The following is a 19282-nucleotide window of genomic DNA, read 5'->3' as shown; positions in this document are numbered from 1 at the left end:
CACAAATCGTCATGATGAAATTGATTCATGTAAGTATTGCTTGATCAAAAAGATCTCTACCATTCATGTCAAAAGACGCAAGGCTGACGAGCATCGGCGGCGACGCCTTCGGGAACAGTACGAGCCGAAAATCCCGCAGGTAGTGATTTTCTACCGAGGAAGTTGAGGCCGTACCCGAGGCAAGCGTCCGCCGAAAAGCAACGTCAGCCATAAGTTTATCTTAAAAATTTCTATACAAGCTGAGAGCCGCCTATGGCAGCTCTTTTTTTGTTTCTTTAAATGGAGTGATCGTCGTCTTCGCCATTTTCGATCTGCTCGATAATTTCCTGCTGCCGCTCTTCTTCACGACGGCGGCGGGTTTCTTTATAATCAGCCCGTATCGATTTTAATAGCGATATACTGGAGATAAATAAGACAACTGTAAATGGCAGTGCACCGATCAGTGAAGCAGTTTGTAAGCCTTCAAGGCCTGCACTGATAATTAACACAACCGCCAAACCTGCGATGAGTGAACCCCAGATGATTTTTACGATCATCGCCGGGTTCGTATCACCTTTGGATGTCATCATCCCAAGTACATATGTGGCCGAGTCAGCTGATGTAACAAGAAACGTAAACAAGAGCATAATCGCAAGTACAGATAAAATGGTACCGAGCGGCAGATTCTCAAGCATAGAGAATAACGCAAGCGTTTCATCCTGTGCGACGGCACCGGCGATGTCTGTACCTTCGAACAAGTCAAGGTGCACAGCAGTACCTCCGAAGATCCCAATCCAAATCATCCCGATAAACGGTGGTGCCACCATAACCCCGAGCACGAATTCCCGGACGGTCCTGCCGCGCGAAATGCGGGCCACAAACATGCCGACAAATGGAGCCCAGGCAATGGTCCAAGCCCAGTAGTACACCGGCCAATCCTGCACCCACGTACCATCGGTGAAATGATCTAGACGCAGGCTTGCTTGGAAGAAGTTTTGTAAGTAGTCTCCAAGTCCGGTGGTGATGGTATTTAAGATAAAACCGGTAGGTCCAATGGTGATCACAACGACCATCAATGTGAGTGCAAGGCCGAGGTTAATGTTACTTAAATACTTAATACCTCGGTCCAAACCAGACAACGTTGATAATAGGAAAAACACAAACATGGTTGCGACAATAATAATCTGTGTTGTTGTCCCTGTCGGTGCGTCAAACACAAAGCCAAGTCCGCCGTTAATCTGCAGTACGCTTAAGCCAAGTGTTGTCGCAACCCCCATGATTGTTGCAAGTACAGCAATGCTGTCGATCGTATTGCGGAGCGGCTGCTTTCCGCTTTCACCAATGACAGCATTCATCGTGTCACTAATTAAGCTTCGCTCCTGCTGCCGGTAAATAAAATAAGAAATGGCAAGGCCGACGAAGGTGAAAGAAGCCCACTGGTGGATGCCGTTGTTAAAGAATGCGTTCCACATTGCTTCGCGCCCTGCTTCGGCCGTACCTGCTTCAATGCCGCCGGCAAACGGTGGTGGTGTTTCAAAGTGGGTCATTGGCTCAGCCACTCCCCAAAAAACGATGCTTACACCGAAACCACAACTGAAAAGCATGGCAATCCATGTAAATGTAGAGTATTTTGGTCTGGCATCGTCCCCGCCGAGCCGGATATTTCCGTACCGGCTGAAAGCAAGGAAGAAGTTAAAGATAATGAGAAATAAAACGAATACTAAGTAAAACCAGCCGAACGTATCAGCGATAAACCCGTATGTAAATTCCGCTTGTGCGGCCAGGGTTTCAGGAGCAAGTGCTCCCCAAATAGCAAACACAAAGATAATTGAGAACGAGACCCAGAAAATACTGTTCATAAATTTCATGTTCGGACGTTTTGATTTCACCTTAAGCCCCCCTCTGAAAGAAAAGTTTCTTATGCAATTTTGTGTGATTTTACAACGTTTCCATCAAAAAATAAATAGATTTTTGACTTTTCAATCTTTGACGGAATGTTGTCAGTAATAACCTTATCTTACCCAAATATTACTTTTTTCAATCCTTGAATATCGAAAAAGAAAACTAGTCATCAGTGTTTTTTCGTGATTCGAAACGTTGTGTGTTGTAAAATTTGGGTATGCGCATACGACCTTCTGCCTTAAGGCGGGAATGCTGCTTTGATTAACGAAGGGGTGAGCGACATCGTTAAAGTGAGGTGCATAGATTGATCGAACTTCAAGGGGTGGGCAAAACATACCGAGATGGCACACAAGCAGTTAAGCCGTTGGATTTAACAATTGAAACCGGAGAGACCGTGGTGTTGATCGGGCCATCCGGGTGTGGTAAAACGACGACGTTAAAAATGATGAATCGTCTGATTGAGCCAAGCGAAGGTCAGGTTGTAAAAGATGGAGAACCTGTTCAGCAATTAAGTGTGCAGATGTTGCGCTGGAATATGGGATACGTCCTGCAGCAGATCGGTTTGTTTCCGACGATGACGATCGCAGAAAATATTGCCGTTGTGCCGGAAATGAAAAAATGGAGCGCTGCCCGTATCAGCTCACGTATTGATGAGCTGCTTGAGATGGTTGGTTTGACGCCTGCTACATATAGAGATCGCATGCCACATGAACTATCCGGCGGACAGCAGCAGCGTGTCGGGGTCGTCCGGGCGCTTGCCGGAGATCCTGATGTGTTGTTAATGGATGAGCCTTTTTCTGCACTCGACCCGATCAGCCGCCAGCAGCTGCGTGAAGATTTAAAATCACTGCAAGCACGGATACAAAAAACGATGATCTTTGTCACTCATGATATGGATGAGGCATTAACGCTTGGCCACCGCATTGCCCTTATGAATGAAGGAAAAATTGTGCAGCTGGGTACGCCGCAGGAACTGCTGCAGCAGCCGGCAGATGAGTTTGTGCGCACCTTTATCGGTGACCGTCGGGCCCATCGTGATTTAGCGGTAGCGGAAGTGCTGAAAAGTGAAAGCCGCTGGCTCACCGTAGAAAACAGCGTGAAAACGGTCGTTCCTGCACTTGCTGAAGCACCTCCGCTGTCTCCGTCAGCATCGCTTCAAGAAGCGGCCGAAATTTTGCGGTCTACCGATGCGCCGGCTGTGCCTGTCATTGAAGCAGGGGAGCTGCTTGGTACCATCAGCTTTGAAGATATTGCGGTTTATGTGCTCGGAGGTGAAGCGTGATGGACACCTTGCAGGAATGGGGCGAGCTCTTCGTAAATCGGCAGGATCTTTTATGGATCACGCTTTGGGAGCACATTCAACTTTCACTTTTTGCACTTGTCATTGCGGTGATGATCGCGGTACCTGTCGGGGTGATTTTAACACGTTACCGCCGCTTGGCCGAGCCGGTGATTGGGGTTGCAGCTGTTTTGCAGACGATCCCTTCATTGGCGCTGCTTGGCTTTATGATTCTTTTACTTGGGATCGGCACCGGTCCGGCAGTAGTTGCACTTACCGCGTATGCGCTTTTGCCGATTATGCGTAACACGTATACCGGCATATCCGAGCTTGACCCGGCAGTGCTTGAAGCAGCAGATGCGATGGGCATGAGTTCATACGGCAGGCTCCGCAAAGTGGAACTGCCCATGGCGATGCCTGTCATTATGGCCGGTGTACGCACATCGATGGTGCTCATCGTTGGAACAGCCACCCTCGCGTCCTTAATCGGTGCCGGAGGGCTTGGCGATTTGATCATGACCGGCATTAACCGGGCGGATAATGGTTATATCCTGATGGGTGCGATTCCGGCGGCGATCCTTGCCCTGTTGTTTGACCGTCTCCTCCGGTTGATTGAATCAAAAAGCAGGGGCACCTCATTGAAGCCGGTAGGGGTTGCAGCCGCGCTCGCTGTCGCAGTTCTTTTACTTCCTATGGTCGCCTGGAATACCGAGTATGACCTTGTCATTGGCGGGAAGCATGAGGCTGAACCTGAAATTTTAGCAAACATGTACGCTGCTTTAATTGAAGAAGAAACCGATTTGTCTGTAGATGTAGAAGCAGACCTTGGCGGCACTGATTTTGTATTTAACGCGCTCAGGCAAGGGGACATTGATGTTTATCCAGAGTTTACCGGAACGGCGTTAACGGAACTGCTCGATCAATCTTTTGAAGGGCTTGCCGACCGGGAAGCTTATGAACAAGCCCGCGATTTAATGGAAGAGGAGCATGGTAAAGCCTTTTTAGAGCCGATGGCGTTTCATAATACGTATGCTGTCGCTGTCCGTGAAGATATTGATGAGACGTACGACATCGAGACGATCAGTGATTTAACAGCTTATGACCAAGAGCTCACCGCCGGATTCAGCCACGAGTTTATTGACCGTGAAGACGGTTATGCCGGCCTGCAGGAGACACACGGCCTTGATTTTGACGACTTGAACACGCTTGATGCATCGCTTCGCTCGAATGCGCTCGTGAGTGAGGATGTGGATGTGATTGATATTTACTCGACACAGGCGGAAATTGAGGAGTTTAATTTGACGCTGCTTGAAGATGCAGAGAGCTTTTTCCCGCCGTATCAAGGGGCACCGCTGATGCGCGGAGAAACACTTGAGCGGTATCCAGAACTTGAGCCGGTTTTAAACACGCTCGGCGGTGAAATTACAGAAGATGAAATGCGTGAAATGAACTATGCCGTTGACTTCGAGGATGAAGACCCTGAAGACGTCGCCCGCACCTATTTACATGAACAGGGCTGGATTGAAGAATAATTTCAAGTTGATGGAAGCACGGCCGGCGGCAGCCGTGCTATAATGAAATTGTTCTGAAAAGTTTTAAAATGTAAGGAAAGGGCGTGCTTTTGTGACGAACGAAGCGTTTGAAGCATATGCAGAACAACTGATGCACGAACATCACGTACCCGGCGCATTTATTGGTGTAGAGCGCCTGCAAAGTTCGGCTTATGCCGAAGGGTTCGGTTTTCGAAATGTAGCAAAAGCAAAGCCGGTGACAGCCCATACCGTATTTGGGCTCGCTTCAATTACAAAATCATTTACGTGCCTGGCCGTGCTGCAGCTGCAGGAGGCTGGCAAACTCAACGTGCACGACCCGGTAAAGCGCTACCTGCCGGAGTTTTATACAAAAGCTTCAGACATGAGCGGTGTGACCATTCACCACTTAATGACGCATACATCCGGACTGCCGCCGCTTGACTCTCATCTGGCTGCAAAAAAGCGGAGCTTTGAGCAGGATCCTTCAATTGAAGATTTCCCAGGCGTGCAGATGGAAATTACGGATCAAGACCCCATTGATACGTACAAAGAACTCATGGCTTATATTGCCTCCCTTGATATTGAACTCCTTGGCGTGCCAGGCGAGGCGTTCAGCTATTCTAATGATGGGTATGGCCTCCTTGGTGCGATCATCACCCGGGTAAGCGGTCAACCGTATGAATTGTATATGAAAGAACACGTGCTCGAGCCACTCGGCATGCACGACAGCTCGTTTTTTATCGAAGATTCTTTTGAAGATACCATGCCGTATGCCAAACGCGGAACCGGTTATGACGCCCAGGTGTACGCGGCGCCGGTATGGTGGGATGCCCCGCCAATGCGGGCAACAGGCGGATTAAAAGCTTCAGGAGCGGATATGCTCCGGTACGTGAACCTCTTTTTAAACGGTGGGATTGTCGATGGCACGCGGCTGTTGAGCGAAGAAAATATTGAACTGATGATGACACCGCACGTCGAGATGGAGCCCGGCCGCTGGTACGGTTACGGCTTTATGATCCGGCCTGATTATTACGGTGCGAAACTTGTGGAGCACGGCGGCAGTTTAAAAGCCATCTCCTCACTGCTCGCACTTATACCGGAGCGGGGGCTCGGTGGTGTTACACTTACAAACTTGGCTGGAGTGCCGGCATCTGCGCTTCTTCACGGTGCGCTTAACGCTGAAGAAGGTCGTGCACCTGAAGAAAGCCACGTCGTGTATCCGGCCGGAGACGAAGCGACTGCACCGTTGACCGATTACGAAGGTGAATTTGCCTCGCTCGAAGGCATGCGTTTAAAAGCGCATCTTGAAGAGGGCGAACTGCAGCTGACGTATCAAAATGAGACATTTACAGCGGAAACAGCCGGCGTTGACGGCTTTTTAATTGAAGTGCGCGGTGAAACCGAATACGTCCGCTTCGTCCGCGATGTAAATGGTGATGTGAGCCACGTAGCGTTTCATTACCGCCAGTTTCCGAAAAAAGCATAGTGCGCTGCAGGTTGAAAGGAGGACCGCTCATGCCGGCATTTTTATCATCAGAAGCGCCGCATGACGTAAATGTTGCGGTTAAACATTGGATGAAGACGCCGCACATTTTTACGTGCGAGCGTCATACGCTCGGTCAGCTGATCGAGCTGCTTACATATAGCGAAGGTGAAGATTTAATAGCGATCAACCGCCACTATGAGGTTGAAGGCGTGTTGAAGCAGCAAACCGTACTTGAGCTGCAGCTTGCTGAAACGGCGCTCAATACGCGTGCGGAACCTTCCTGGCTTACGCCGGTGCCGGCGCTTCATGCTGAAGATGCCATCGTTGAGGTACAGGCAGAGACTTTCGCGTATCCTGTCGTTAATGATGAAGGAAAACTTGTAGGTACACTGCCCCCGGCGCGGCTTGCCGAGGCTGCCATTGCCTTCAGCGTACAGAACAAGCACCAGTCCGATATTGTAAATGTTGTGCTTGAAAGTGCGTATGAAGGGATTGCGGTGGTGGATGCAGATGCGAGAATTCAAAAGCTGAATGAAGCGTACCGGAGCTTTCTTGGGATTGCGCCGGAAGAGGTGGTTGAGGGGCGTCTTGTGACGGAAGTGATTGAGAATACGCGGCTGCATCATACGGTGGCAACGGGTGTGCCGGAGCGGGGTCAGCTGCAGGTGATGCAGGGGCAGAATATGGTGGTGCACCGGATCCCGATCTGGCGTAATCAGGAGCTTGTCGGGGCGATTGGCATGCTTATTTTTGAAGGGGTGCGTGAGCTGTATCACATTTTAGAGCATGCTCGTGAGGTACAAGGGAGCTCTGAGCCTCATGTGAAGTCGCAAATGGCGGAACCGGTGACGACGTATTCATTTGAACAGATGATCGGGGAAAGCCGGGCGCTGCAGTATTGTAAAAGCCGGGCCCGTAAAGCTGCGCGCACGCAGGTGACGGTGCTCTTAACGGGAGAGAGCGGCACAGGTAAGGAAGTATTTGCGCAGTCGATTCACGGTTTGAGTGAGCGGAGGCACGCCCCGTTTATGAGTATAAACTGTGCGGCGATTCCGGAGCAGCTGCTTGAAGCGGAGTTGTTCGGTTATGAGGAAGGAGCGTTTACCGGCGCAAAAAAAGGCGGTCAAGCCGGCAAATTTGAAGCAGCTTCCGGCGGCACAGTCTTTCTTGATGAAATCGGGGAGATGCCGTTAAGTATGCAGGCGAAGCTGTTGCGCGTTTTAGAGGAAAACCATGTCACCCGTGTCGGTGGGCGGCGGACGATTCCAGTCGATGTGCGGCTCGTCGCAGCGACGAACCAAAACCTGGCTGAACAAGTACGCACCGGCCGTTTCCGCCGCGATTTGTACTACCGGCTCTGTGTCGTTCCAATTGAGCTCCCGCCACTTCGTGAGCGCCGTGATGATATTCCGGAGCTTGTGCAGCATTACGCCAAGGTGCTGGCGGATAAGCACGGGGTGGAAGCGAAAGCATTTAGTAAAGAAGCGATGGCACAATTGATGCAGCATTCATGGCCGGGTAACGTCCGTGAGCTGATCAACGTGCTTGAGCAGGCATTAATTATGACGGAAGCGGAAATTGTGGTGTTAAAACACCTGCCAGCGCTTGAAGGGCCGGCACCAACAGCACCAACTGATGTTGATGCGCCTGAAGACGAAAAGGCGCGGATCGAAGCCGCGCTTGCAGAGGCAGGCGGCAATAAGGCGAAGGCAGCAAGGCTCCTGGGGATGCATCGGACGACGCTTTATAAAAAAATAGAGACGCTGAATGTGTAGTGTCTGTTTCAACAAAAGTGTAGTCAAAACTACACTTTTTTGTTTCTGTTATGAAAGCGGTATCAGTGATAGGCGCTTGGCTTACCTGCCAGCGGGGGATTTAGCCGGCGACTTCGTTTTTGGCACACGTTTTGCAATAACATGGGCAGTAACCAAAAAAGGGAGGTTCTCACGTGACGGCGAGCGTTCATTTACCAAAAACGATTCATTACGGGAGAGATAGTTTTCAAAAAGTAGGATCCGAGGCAAAAGCAGCCGGCAGCAAGGCGCTTTTAATCAGCGATGAGATCATGGCAGAGCTCGGCTTTGTTGATACATGTGAACAGCACTTAGCAGATGTCGGCGTAGAGAGCGTGCGTTATTTAGGCGTAGCTTCAGAGCCGACAGATGTCTATGTTGAAGAAGCGCTCGCCCTTGTTGAACGCAATGACTGTGATCATATCATTGCGCTTGGCGGCGGGAGCTGCATCGACACAGCGAAAGGTGTAGCGGTACTTGCTACAAACGGTGGGGAAATTAGCGCGTATATGAACAACCGCCGCAAGGCAGCCAAGCGGGCGCTGCCGTTTATTGCGATTCCTACCACCGCAGGTACCGGAAGTGAAGCAACCGATGTGACGGTAATTACGAACACGAAAAATGACGTGAAAATGATGATTAAGCAGCCGGCGTTTATGCCGGAAACAGCCATTGTCGATCCGTATTTAACAGTGACTTCTCCTCGGGGAACGACAGCAGCAACCGGCGTCGATGCGCTCACGCATGCGTTAGAAGCTTATATTTCTAAAAAAGCGCATCCGTTTACTGATGAGCTCGCGCTTTCGGCTATTGAGCGGATTTATGCTTCCATTTTGACGGCTTACAACGACGGCAAAAATATTGAAGCCCGCGATGAAATGGTGTATGCGGCGATGCAGGCAGGGATGGCGTTTTCCAACGCTTCGGTCTGTCTCGTGCACGGCATGTCCCGGCCGATCGGTGCGCTTTTCCACGTACCGCACGGCATTTCGAATGCGATGCTTCTGCCGGCAGTGCTTGAGTTTTCCGAAGACAGCTGCCGCGACCGGCTCGCAGACATCGGCCGCCGGTTGTTTCCGCAGGCGGAAGATCCGGCCCGGGTGTTTGTCGATGAAGTGATTGCGCTTTGTCGCAAGCTTGATATTCCGAATTTAGGCGGCTGGGGTATTGATGAAGCTGAATTTGAAGCAGTGTTGGAAAAGATGGCAGATGATGCGATTGAAAGTGGCAGTCCGGGGAACAACCCGCGTGTGCCGACAAAAGATGAGCTGATTGACTTGTACCGCACGGCGTTTCATTACAGTTACAAAAATTAATTGAGGGAGAGGATATTATGGCACGTACATTAAATAACTATATCAATGGACAGTGGGTCGCGGCTTCTGCGACCGAGACACAAGCGGTTCCAAATCCGGCAACCGGTGAGACACTCGCACACGTTCCAATTTCCACGAAAGAAGATGTCGATGCTGCAGCCCAGGCGGCGCGCACAGCGTTTAAGAGCTGGCGCAAAACCGCAGTTCCGAAGCGGGCGCGCATTATGTTTAAATATCACCAGCTGTTAATGGACAACTACGAAGAGCTGGCTGAACTCATTACTCTTGAAAACGGGAAAACGTATGACGATGCGTACGGCGAAGTGCAGCGCGGCATCGAGTGTGTCGAGTTTGCAGCCGGCGCGCCGAACTTGATGAAAGGTGAAATCCTGCCGGAGATTGCAACGAATATTGAGTCCGGGATGTACCGTTATCCTGTCGGTGTTGTTGGCGGGATCACGCCATTTAACTTCCCAATGATGGTGCCGTGCTGGATGTTCCCGCTTGCCATCGCCTGCGGTAACACTTTTGTGATGAAGCCGTCAGAGCAGACGCCGCTTTTAGCGGAACGTCTTGTGGAATTACTGCTTGAATCCGGACTCCCTGAAGGTGTCATCAACATTGTTCACGGTGCGCATGATGTGGTTAATGGTTTGATTGAACATGAAGAAGTCGACGCGATTTCGTTTGTCGGAAGCCAGCCGGTAGCTGAGCACGTGTACAAAACCGGCGCTCAGTACAGCAAGCGCGTTCAGGCGTTAGCTGGTGCGAAAAACCACTCGATCGTCCTGAATGACTGCGACATGGATAAAACGATCGAAGGTATTATCGGTGGTGCCTTCGGAAGTGCCGGCCAGCGGTGCATGGCAACCTCGGTCGTTGTTGTGACTGAAGATATTGCGGATGACGTCGTGAAAAATATTCGCGAAGCCGCTGATGAACTAACGCTCGGCGATGGCATCGAATCTGGTGTCAGCCTTGGACCGGTCATCCGCGACACGCATTTAAAAAAGGTGCATGACGCGATTGCCGATGGTGAAAACGAAGGCGCGACCCTTGTCCGGGACGGCCGTAAAGATGATCAAAGCAACCTGCCGGCAGGATACTTTATCGGTGCGACCATCTTTGATCACGTAACGACCGATATGAACCTGTGGGAAAAGGAGATCTTTGCGCCGGTCCTTTCGGTGATCCGGGTTAAAGATTTAACAGAAGCGATCGAAGTGACGAACCAGTCCGAATTCGGGAACGGCTCTGTATTGTACACAAATAGCAGTTCGGCTGTCCGCGAATTCCGCGAAGACATCGAAGTCGGCATGCTCGGCGTGAACGTAAACGTGCCGGCGCCGATGGCATTCTTCCCATTCTCCGGCTGGAAAAAATCTTTCTATGGCGACTTGCACGCCAACGGCCAGGACGGCGTCAACTTCTACACCCGCCGCAAAATGCTTACAAGCCGCTTCTCCTAAAGCGGAGATCAGCCCCCTCGGAGGGGCTGATTTTTTATATGAGGCACGTATTGAAGAGGGCGAGGCACGTATTGAAGGTGGCGAGGCACGCATTGAAGGAGGCGAACGCCCAATCGGAGGAGGCGAACGCCCAATCGAAGGGTGCGAACGCCCAATCGGAGAGCGCGAACGCCCAATCGGAGAGCGCGAACGCCCAATCGGAGAGTGCGAACGCCCAATCGGAGAGCGCGAACGCCCGATCGGGGGAGGCGAACGCCCAATCGAAGGGTGCGAACGCCCAATCGAAGGAGGCGAACGCCCAATCGAAGCTGATAAGGTCAAAAAGACATAAGGAAAGGTGGTGCGCCGCGGGCAGCACCACCTTGATCGTAAAGGAGATTCTAATGGTTCGCCGGCGGCCGCCGGCGTTCCTTTTTAAGGGATTTTGGTTGGCGTAAAGTTCTATTTGGCACAAACGGGGAGTGTGACAAGGTGGTATAATATAAAATAAATCATTTTATATTGAGGTGGTCTAAATGTTGTTTTCCGTAAAAACCATTGATCATGTACAGCTTGCAGCCCCTAAAGCATCAGAAGATCGGGCCAGAGCCTTTTTTTCCGGCATCTTAGGTTTTGAAGAAATTGAGAAACCTGAAGCGTTGAAGCAGCGGGGCGGGGTTTGGTTCGCTTGCGGCAGCAGCCAATTACATATTGGCATTGAAGATTCATTTTCGCCGGCGAGAAAAGCGCATCCTGCCTTCGAAGTTGAAAACCTAGAAGGCTTAAAGCAACATTTAACGAAGCACGAAATCTCGTACACCATCGATCAAAATATTCCAGAGGTAAACAGAGTTTATGTAGACGACCCATTCGGAAATAGAATCGAGCTGTTAGAACCTGTAACGTAAATTTGTTGCTCCCGGGGATTGTAAAGATCAAAAGCAGGAAGGAAAGGTGGTGCACCGCGGGCAGCACCACCTTAATCATAACGAAACGTTCCAATGGGTTCGCAGGCGGCCGCCGGCGTTTCTTAAAAATCTTCAAATCGCCCTCGGCGCGGCGTCACAGCCCCCGCCACTGGTGCGCTGTGAGGACAACCCGTCCGGCGGCATCAAACGCGACACCTTCCGCTTCGAGCTTGCTGCGCTGGTCTACAAATGCCGGGGCGGTGCTCCCGTCTTTTCGCAGCACGCGGTGGGCCGGCACATCATCCGGTGCTTTTTGCATGGCCCAGCCGACGACCCGGGCGTTGTGCGGTTGCTCCAACAGAGCGGCGATCTGGCTGTAACTCGCTACTTCGCCTGCTGGGATCTGGCGCACGATGTCATAGACGTGCTGAAAAAAGCTGGCGTTCATCTCGTTCCTCCTTTCCGCTTCTACACTAAGCCGTTCATAAACGTAGAGAAGAAACCGAAGCCGGCTCCTTCTCCCACGTGTTACTTTTCTTCTTGTTCTGAATCACTTGCTTCTGTTGTGGCTGCGGCGGTATCCTCCGTACTTTCTGCTTTATAGTTGTTCACTGCATCGGCGACGGTGTCTTTTCCTTTTGCAGCTAAAGAATTGACGATTTCGCCGATGTCCACGCCGGCAATTTCTTTGATTGGCTCTTGTAAGTCGGTCATCGTTTTGATCGTGTTGCGGGCAACTGAGGGTACGCCGTCACCACTGCCGCTGTCGATCACTTTCACCGAATCGATGTTGCTCATTGGGGCTGCGATCTTTTCAGCAAGCTCCGGCAGCATCTGCACGACTTGCTCTTTAATGATTGCTTCACCGTGTTCTTCCATGGCTTTGGCGAGCAGTCTCCGGGCTTCCGCTTCGGCAACGCCGCGTTCTTTAATGACGTGGGCGTCAGCTTCACCTTCGATCCGGGCGCGCTCGGCTTCAGCTTCAGCTCGTTTTGTCGTTTCGTAATATTCAGCATCAGCTTTTTGCTGGCGCACTTTGGACTGCTCTTCTTCAAGCTGTACGGCCCGCTCTTGTTCCATGTAGTTTAAATTTAACTCTTCTTCTTTTTGGCGCCGTGCAAGATCGAGCTTTTCCTGCTCAACTTCCTTTTCAAGCCGGGCTTTTTCCAAATCATAAGACTGTTCAGATTTTGCCCGGGCCTGCTCGGTTTCCCGCTTAAATTCAGCCTCTTGAATCTCTTTTGATTTCTTCGATTCTGAAATGGCTTTCTGCCGCTCGTATTCTTCCTGCTTTGCTTCTTGGTCCGTCTTCGCTTTATGCATCCGCGTTTCGCGCTCGCTTTCCGCTTCAGCAATCTCTGCCTCTTTACGGACTTTGGCAATCTGCGGCCGGCCGAGGTTCTCAAGGTACCCATTTTCTTCGTCATCGCGCAAATCGGTTAAGCCAAGGGAAGTGATTTTAAAGCCCATGTCATCGAGCTGCTTTTGCGCTACTTCCATCACTTGCTCGTTAAATGCCTCGCGGTCGGCGTTGATCTGCTCGACAGACATTTTGGAAAGAATCGCACGCAAGTTACTTTCAAGTACTTCTTTAATTTCTTTTTCCACATCCCCTTGATCTTTACCGAGAAACTGCTCAGCATAAATCGCGATCCCTTTTAACCCGTCAGCCACTTTTACCATCGCCACTGCATCAGCTTGGATCGGCACACCGCCATCGGCATAAATACGCGGTGTTGTCAGCTGCAGCTGAAATGATGTTAACGGCACCGGCGTTGCGGTTTGAAACCGGCGGAGCAGATGCCCGCCGCCGCGGATAATTTTTAAGGAACGACCATCTTCATCGGAAAAAACGTTGTCGCCTTCACCGAGCTTCGGGCCAGTAATAATGAGCGCTTCGTTTGAAGAAGCGGTCCGGTAGCGGATTTTCATAAAAAAGTAGTAACCAATGCCACCGAGGGCAAGGGCGCCTAAGAGAACAAACAAGATAATCATCCAAGCCATAAATTCCATAAGAGTACCTCCAATTATGTATAATGTCATAACTATTATCCGTTATGAAGAGACGTGGAAGCAAGGAACAATGATGTGTTTCGTGAAATTTTTAGATTGTTTGACAATTTGTGTAACTTGATTTAATTTATTTTTGTAAAGGATGAAAGGGAGGAGAGGATAGGTATGAATGCTGGTGAGGCTTCGGTTTTAACGCTGACGATCGTATGGCTGTTACTTTTCGCTGTTGGTGTCATGTTTATCATGGTTGCGCGCCTCATGTTCGGCAAATATGATACGTACGCTTATATTTCGCTCGTTTTGGGCGTTGTGCTGCTTACACTTAGTATTGTTACTTACTTCGCGCAGCCGATCAGTATCGGGCGGTTATTGGTATAGTCATTGCTGTTATAAAAGCGCCTGACCCCGGCCGCAGCCGGATTCAGGCACTTTATTTATTAATCTGTTGGCACCGGTGCTTCAGCTGCAATCAGCCCTTCACGCTTCAGCTCCTGCCAAAACGCTGCCGGAATCTCTTCCTTCATGGCAGCGACATCTTCACGGATGCGATCCGGCCGCGTCGAGCCCGGAATCACTGCCTGTACGGACGGGTGAGCGGAGGAAAACTGCAGGGCCGCTGCCTTCAAGCTTACGTTATGCTTAGACGTGAGCTCTTCAAGGCGCCGGACATGAGCTTGGACTTCGCTCCCTGCCTCAACATAATCATCATAATCGCCGCCAAGCAGCACGCCGGAATTGTACGGTGCACCAACGACAATTCCGCTGTTCTCCCGCTCCACAAGCGGCATCAACCGCTGAAGCGAACGCTCATGCTTTAACAACGTATAGTGCGTCGCCTGCAGCGAAAGCGATGGCGTCGTCTCCTCAAGCTCGAGTGCGAGCTCAATCGGCACCGTCGTATTCACCCCGACGCCCCAAGCCTGAATCACACCTTCATTCTGCAGCCGCTGCAACGCCTTAAACGCGCCGTTACGTGACTCTTCAAACAAACTGAGCCAATCATCTCCGTGAAAATCCGGCGAAATATCATGGACGTACACAACGTCAAGACGGTCCGTCTGCAGGCGCTCCAGGCTCTGCTCAATCGAACGGAGTGTGCCATCTTCAGTGTAATCCTCAATCAACTTGTTCTGCCGGCCCATGGCAAACAAGCCTTCCTTCGTTTCTGTCTCCTCTGAAACGAGCCGACCAACTTTTGTGCTTAACACATAATCATCACGGTTTTTATCCTGTAGAAACTTGCCGAGCCGAAGTTCTGATAACCCTGCGCCATAAAGTGGTGCCGTATCAAAATAACGAATACCTTCGTGCCATACACTCGCAAGCGTCGCCTGCACTTCCTCCTCCGGAATATCGCGGAACAAGTTACCAAGCGGCGCTGTGCCAAAACCAATTTGCTGTTGTTGTAAAGGCATCATTTATAACCTCCTGTATTTGTAAGTAAATGCACCCAAATCTATACCCGGTGAGTTCAAGGCATAATCTGAATGTGAGGTGTCGGTCTTTTGCGTATGTGAACCGCGCGCTTAGAGGGAGTGACCGATCGCTTCAGCATACGGACCGCTCACTTAGGGGGAGTGACCGGTCGTTCGAGCAAGCTGACCGCGCGCTTAGTTATATTCGCCGGCCGCTCCAGTGGTGCTGTTTCTCTTTCAATTCATATAACGCTTTGAGAGTGACTTCAAAGCGCTCGAAAAACTCACAAAAGAAAAGAAGCCGGCAGTCGACTTCTTTTAAATGTAAAACCCTTAATTTTCAGTACTTAGAAACGACATATCGCTCCAGTCGCCGGCGTCTTCAAGGAGCGCTTTTAACAGCGTGAAGCCGTGGATGAAATCGCGGACGTCTGCCATCTCCACAGGTGAGTGGGAGTAGCGGCGGGCGAAGGTGATCGCCCCGGTCAAAATTCCTTTTTGTTCTAAGTGAACGGCGGCAGCATCGGTTGTTGCCCCGCTCATCGCCGCAAGTTGATGCGGAACCTCTCGTTCATTTGCGTAACGGATGAAGAGATTTTTCATCTGCGGGCTGAGAAGGTGACCTCGGACAGCGCCGCCGGCAAGAACTGGGATAACTGGACCGTTACCGATCGCAACAGCATGCCCGCTTGCTTTTGTATCCGGCGTATCTGCGCACGGAATGGTATCGAGTACGATCGCTGCATCAGGTGCAACGTTATGGGCGGCAACGCGGGCACCGCGCAGTCCGACTTCCTCTTGGACAGCAACGACGGCGGTGATTGTACCGTTAAAGTTGCGTTCAGCTTGTAAGTCTTCAAGCAAAGCGAGAAGCAGAACGCAGCAGGAGCGGTTATCGATCGCTTTACCGGCGAAGCGATCGTTGTTTGTAAAGGTTTCGATGTCGCTCATGTAGGAGATCGGGGACCCGACGGTAATACCCATTGCTTCTACTTCAGCTTTGGATTCAGCGCCGACGTCAACAAATAGTGCTTCAATCGGGGGCACCTGCTTCTGTTCTTCAGGCGTCTGCAAGTGGCCCGGCTTTGCGCCGATCACACCGAAGTGGCCGGCGACATTGACTTTTCGTCCGACGAGAAGCGAAGCAAGTACACCACCTGTCTTCTCAATTTTCAAAAATCCATCAGCATCAATGTCTTTGACGATGCAGCCGATTTCATCGGAGTGAGCGGTGACCATCACATTTGGGCCGGTGCCGCTGCCGTGAAGTATGGCGTAAATGTTGCCCATGTGATCGACCGTCACTTCGTCTGCAACAGCTTCAAAACGTGCAGCGAGGGCGGATACGACAGGCATTTCCTGCCCGGGGGTGCCTTGTAGCTTTGCGAGCTCGGCAACGTCGCGTAAAAATCTCGTTTGATCCATGAAACAGCCTCCTTGATTGTGATACGTCGAGCATAGCACAAGCCTGTCTCCGCATAAAAAAGAAACCCTTCCGCGTGTTAAGCGGAAGGGTGCTGGGTTAAAAGACATTTTCAATAAACAGGCGGACGACATCAGCGCCGCCGATGACTGTACCTAAGGTGCTGCCTAAGTTCGCAAATACAACAATGAGTAAAATCCGGGTTACTTTGTTGTGCCAGAAGCCTTTCGCGCTCGTTACGTCATCCGATAGGGCTTCGAAATCTTCCACACTTGGCCTTCGGAAATAAGCCTGCACAAACCCGGCGAACCAACCGGCGGCAACAAAGGGGTTAAGTGAGGTAAGCGGTGCGGCGACAAACGCAGTCAGTATTGCGAGCGGGTGCCCGAACGCAATCGCTGTACCCAGTGCGGAGAACGAGCCGTTCCATAACAGCCACGTTAACATTTGCTGCATACCGACGCTTGGGTTGTTCAAGAACGTGTAACCAATGATTGATAAAATAAAAATCGGAATCGCCCATGCCAGAATCTTTGGCACTTTGGACTTTTTCACTTCATTTAAAGCATCTAAGTCTTGTTTGTTTTCGATTTCATTTAAAATGCCGGGGACGTGTGCGGCGCCGACGACAGCAACAACTTTCTCGCCTGGCGCCGTTCGTATATGTTCCGATAAATATCGGTCCCGTTCATCAATGAGCGGAATTTTTAACCCCGGAAAGTGCTGCGCCATCTCATCGAGCATGGACTGCAGCATGTCTTGAGACTTCATTCGTTCCATTTCTTCTTCAGAAATATTTTCCTTATTAAAAATGCTCATTACAATGGACATTAATAATTTCAGCTTGCCGAAAAAACCAAGCTTATGCCAAATGCGTGAAAACGTCGTTTGGATGTTCCGGTCAGCAAGAACAAGTTCCGCTTCGCATTCTTCTGCAGAATTCACACCTTGCATCATCTCTTCGCCGGCATTGATCCCGAACTGTTTCGCTGTTCGTTTTTGGAAGGAAGAAATCGCTAAGTTCATTAATAGGAGCGTTGCTTTTCGTTCCTTAATGACTTTAAAGATGTCCATGTCCTTCCATTGATCCCGGTTAACAAGTGACTGATAGCGCTGTGCGTCAAGTTCAACGGCGACTGAATCAGGTTTTTCCTGCTCAATCACTTCTTTGACTTCTTCAGTGCTTCGTTTCGAAACGTGTGCCGTGCCGATCAACACGACTTCCTTACCCTCTACATACAAACGGGTGACATTTTGACTTTGTTCACTCATGTATCTACGCCTCATTTCACCATTACGAGAAAATCTAACCGTATTTAGTATGACGAATGCCAAGCGTTTTGTAAACGCACAGACAAGGCTTGGCGGTGAATTTTTTGCGTCATCAGCAGGTTGTTTTGGATTGTGCGTAAGGGTTCGATGTATGATAATGAAAGAAGTGAAAAAAGTGTGGAGGTGCAGGCTGGTTGAATTTAACTTTTGTGGAGTTTGAAGAAAAACATTTCGAGACATTAATGAGCTGGGTGACTTCAGAAGCGTTTATGATGCAGTGGAGCGGCACGACGTTTTCCTACCCATTAACGAAAGAACAGCTGCGTACGTATCAAGCTGATCGCGAAGCGCGCATTTATATGGTTTATGATATTGAAACAAACGCCCCGGTCGGTCATATTGCATTAAGTCAAATAAGTGAAACGCATGAGCGGGCGAGAATCGGTAAAGTGCTCGTTGGCGAGCCGGCGATGCGTGGACGCGGGGTCGGCCGAATGATGATCGAGCATATGTTAAATGAAGCATTTCAAGAGTTAGGGCTGCATCGGGTGAGTCTTGGTGTCCTCGGTTGGAACGAAGCAGCTTTAAATGCGTACGAGCATATGGGCTTTCATTCCGAAGGTTTCCGCCGTGATGTGGTGAAGTTTAACGGTGAGCGTTATGGGGCGTGGGAAATGAGCATGCTGCGTCCGGAATGGGAAGAAATGAATAATGAAAGAAATGGATCTGACCGAAAAACTTTAAAAAGCTATTGACGTTAGGGGTGGTGTCTAATATTATGGGTCATCTGCTAACGAGATTAGTGAGCTCAAAGCGGGGTTGAAACAAAGATCTACTATTCGAGTCGAAAAAACTTATAAAAGTTATTGACGACAGAGATTGTGTCTAATAATATAGGTTATCCGCTGAAGAGATCAGTAAAGCTCACAGCAGAGGTTAACAACATTAGAAGAAGATTGTTGACGACAAAACAAAGATCTACTATATTAGTCAATCCGTACCGAAAAAGGCGCGGCACACATCGAGCTCAAAAAAACTTATAAAAGTTATTGACGATATGTGGTTGAAGTGATAATATAGTAAATCCGCGCTGATGACAGCGCAAAAAACAGCGAGCCGCTTCAAGCGGAGCGTCGCTGAAAAAATAGATTTCTTATAAAAGTTATTGACTTTCAAATTGATAACTACTAAAATAAGAATCCGCGCCAACAAAGCGCGAATACAATTTGCCCTTTGAAAACTGAATGAAAGCAAGTGCGCCCGTCAATATAATTGACGTTAAACGAAACACATCAAATCCCTTCGATTTGATTGATGCAAAGCATCACTTTATCGGAGAGTTTGATCCTGGCTCAGGACGAACGCTGGCGGTGTGCCTAATACATGCAAGTCGAGCGCGTGAAACCAGTTGATTCCCTTCGGGGATGACGCTGGTGGATCGAGCGGCGGACGGGTGAGTAACACGTGGGCAACCTGCCCTGCAGATCGGGATAACCCCGGGAAACCGGGGCTAATA

16 protein-coding genes and 1 rRNA gene are annotated in these 19282 nt (G+C 50.1%); 11 read left to right on the top strand and 6 right to left on the bottom strand.

Translation table 11 applies throughout. The features are described 5' to 3' along the window. Positions 1-275: 275 nt before the first annotated feature. Entirely contained in the window at positions 276-1847 is a 1572-nt protein-coding gene (locus B0H94_RS11755; RefSeq protein WP_427909953.1) for a BCCT family transporter, read from the bottom strand. Between the two features lie 338 nt (positions 1848-2185). Here B0H94_RS11755 and B0H94_RS11750 point away from each other — a divergent pair, with 338 nt between their 5' ends. The 8 genes from B0H94_RS11750 to B0H94_RS11715 all read left to right on the top strand — a co-directional run bounded on the left by B0H94_RS11750 (position 2186) and on the right by B0H94_RS11715 (position 11643). Next, the gene (locus B0H94_RS11750; RefSeq protein ID WP_106589471.1) at positions 2186-3163 is read left to right on the top strand and encodes an ABC transporter ATP-binding protein; all 978 of its coding nucleotides are present in this window, start codon (positions 2186-2188) and stop codon (positions 3161-3163) included. After that, positions 3163-4692, top strand: a complete 1530-nt coding sequence (locus tag B0H94_RS11745) for an ABC transporter permease/substrate-binding protein (RefSeq protein WP_106589470.1) — start codon at positions 3163-3165, stop codon at positions 4690-4692. The genes B0H94_RS11750 and B0H94_RS11745 overlap by 1 nt, the downstream gene beginning before the upstream one ends. Positions 4693-4783: 91 nt before the next feature. Continuing rightward, positions 4784-6178 (top strand): serine hydrolase domain-containing protein, encoded by a 1395-nt coding sequence (locus B0H94_RS11740; protein WP_106589469.1) that lies wholly within the window; start codon positions 4784-4786, stop codon positions 6176-6178. 29 nt (positions 6179-6207) lie between these two features. Beyond that, entirely contained in the window at positions 6208-7953 is a 1746-nt protein-coding gene (locus tag B0H94_RS11735; RefSeq protein ID WP_106589468.1) for a sigma 54-interacting transcriptional regulator, read from the top strand. A 173-nt stretch (positions 7954-8126) separates the two neighbouring features. Beyond that, positions 8127-9287 carry an iron-containing alcohol dehydrogenase gene (locus B0H94_RS11730; RefSeq protein ID WP_106589467.1) on the top strand — a complete coding sequence of 387 codons (1161 nt, stop codon included), beginning with the start codon at positions 8127-8129 and terminating at the stop codon, positions 9285-9287. 17 nt (positions 9288-9304) lie between these two features. Next, positions 9305-10756: a CoA-acylating methylmalonate-semialdehyde dehydrogenase gene (locus B0H94_RS11725; protein ID WP_106589466.1), complete on the top strand. Its 1452-nt coding sequence runs from the start codon at positions 9305-9307 to the stop codon at positions 10754-10756. Next, positions 10677-11087 (top strand): hypothetical protein, encoded by a 411-nt coding sequence (locus B0H94_RS11720; protein WP_146139947.1) that lies wholly within the window; start codon positions 10677-10679, stop codon positions 11085-11087. Before B0H94_RS11725 ends, B0H94_RS11720 begins: the two co-directional genes overlap by 80 nt. A 184-nt stretch (positions 11088-11271) precedes the next feature. Next, positions 11272-11643, top strand: coding sequence for a VOC family protein (locus tag B0H94_RS11715; protein ID WP_106589464.1), 372 nt, complete (start codon positions 11272-11274; stop codon positions 11641-11643). 154 nt (positions 11644-11797) lie between these two features. On the opposite strand, the gene B0H94_RS11710 is transcribed toward B0H94_RS11715, so the two are convergent. Both B0H94_RS11710 and B0H94_RS11705 read right to left on the bottom strand, forming a co-directional pair. Continuing rightward, complete coding sequence (locus B0H94_RS11710) at positions 11798-12091, bottom strand: MGMT family protein (RefSeq protein WP_106589463.1); 294 nt, start codon at positions 12089-12091, stop codon at positions 11798-11800. Positions 12092-12171: 80 nt separating this feature from the next. Continuing rightward, complete coding sequence (locus B0H94_RS11705; protein WP_106589462.1) at positions 12172-13656, bottom strand: flotillin family protein; 1485 nt, start codon at positions 13654-13656, stop codon at positions 12172-12174. A gap of 165 nt (positions 13657-13821) precedes the next feature. Here B0H94_RS11705 and B0H94_RS11700 point away from each other — a divergent pair, with 165 nt between their 5' ends. Next, positions 13822-14034 (top strand): hypothetical protein, encoded by a 213-nt coding sequence (locus B0H94_RS11700; protein WP_106589461.1) that lies wholly within the window; start codon positions 13822-13824, stop codon positions 14032-14034. Positions 14035-14093: 59 nt separating this feature from the next. On the opposite strand, the gene B0H94_RS11695 is transcribed toward B0H94_RS11700, so the two are convergent. The 3 genes from B0H94_RS11695 to B0H94_RS11685 all read right to left on the bottom strand — a co-directional run bounded on the left by B0H94_RS11695 (position 14094) and on the right by B0H94_RS11685 (position 17766). Beyond that, on the bottom strand, positions 14094-15071 hold the full coding sequence (locus B0H94_RS11695; RefSeq protein ID WP_427909952.1) for an aldo/keto reductase: 978 nt from the start codon (positions 15069-15071) through the stop codon (positions 14094-14096). A 333-nt stretch (positions 15072-15404) separates the two neighbouring features. Next, positions 15405-16496: a M42 family metallopeptidase gene (locus B0H94_RS11690; RefSeq protein ID WP_181315386.1), complete on the bottom strand. Its 1092-nt coding sequence runs from the start codon at positions 16494-16496 to the stop codon at positions 15405-15407. Positions 16497-16593: 97 nt separating this feature from the next. Next, a complete protein-coding gene (locus tag B0H94_RS11685) occupies positions 16594-17766 on the bottom strand; it encodes a TraB/GumN family protein (RefSeq protein WP_106589458.1) in 1173 nt (390 codons plus the stop codon). A gap of 194 nt (positions 17767-17960) precedes the next feature. Between B0H94_RS11685 and B0H94_RS11680 the strand changes: the two genes are divergently transcribed. After that, positions 17961-18521 (top strand): GNAT family N-acetyltransferase, encoded by a 561-nt coding sequence (locus B0H94_RS11680; protein ID WP_106589457.1) that lies wholly within the window; start codon positions 17961-17963, stop codon positions 18519-18521. Between the two features lie 574 nt (positions 18522-19095). Continuing rightward, positions 19096-19282: ribosomal RNA gene (locus B0H94_RS11675) — 16S ribosomal RNA — on the top strand; the annotation flags it as partial.

The sequence above is a fragment of the Salsuginibacillus halophilus genome, from assembly GCF_003014715.1.
GTDB lineage: Bacteria > Bacillota > Bacilli > Bacillales > Marinococcaceae > Salsuginibacillus > Salsuginibacillus halophilus.
The sequence above is the reverse complement of the archived record's forward strand: the minus strand, read 5'-3'. Positions and strand labels throughout refer to the sequence as shown.

Coding starts and splice junctions, on each gene's coding strand:
- B0H94_RS11725 (WP_106589466.1), top strand. CDS start 9,305: ATGGCACGTACATTAAATAACTATATCAATGGACAGTGGGTCGCGGCT.
- B0H94_RS11700 (WP_106589461.1), top strand. CDS start 13,822: ATGAATGCTGGTGAGGCTTCGGTTTTAACGCTGACGATCGTATGGCTG.
- B0H94_RS11755 (WP_427909953.1), bottom strand. CDS start 1,847: ATGAAATTTATGAACAGTATTTTCTGGGTCTCGTTCTCAATTATCTTT.
- B0H94_RS11705 (WP_106589462.1), bottom strand. CDS start 13,656: ATGGAATTTATGGCTTGGATGATTATCTTGTTTGTTCTCTTAGGCGCC.
- B0H94_RS11745 (WP_106589470.1), top strand. CDS start 3,163: ATGGACACCTTGCAGGAATGGGGCGAGCTCTTCGTAAATCGGCAGGAT.
- B0H94_RS11695 (WP_427909952.1), bottom strand. CDS start 15,071: ATGCCTTTACAACAACAGCAAATTGGTTTTGGCACAGCGCCGCTTGGT.
- B0H94_RS11710 (WP_106589463.1), bottom strand. CDS start 12,091: ATGAACGCCAGCTTTTTTCAGCACGTCTATGACATCGTGCGCCAGATC.
- B0H94_RS11715 (WP_106589464.1), top strand. CDS start 11,272: ATGTTGTTTTCCGTAAAAACCATTGATCATGTACAGCTTGCAGCCCCT.
- B0H94_RS11720 (WP_146139947.1), top strand. CDS start 10,677: ATGGCGACTTGCACGCCAACGGCCAGGACGGCGTCAACTTCTACACCC.
- B0H94_RS11685 (WP_106589458.1), bottom strand. CDS start 17,766: ATGAGTGAACAAAGTCAAAATGTCACCCGTTTGTATGTAGAGGGTAAG.
- B0H94_RS11735 (WP_106589468.1), top strand. CDS start 6,208: ATGCCGGCATTTTTATCATCAGAAGCGCCGCATGACGTAAATGTTGCG.
- B0H94_RS11690 (WP_181315386.1), bottom strand. CDS start 16,496: ATGGATCAAACGAGATTTTTACGCGACGTTGCCGAGCTCGCAAAGCTA.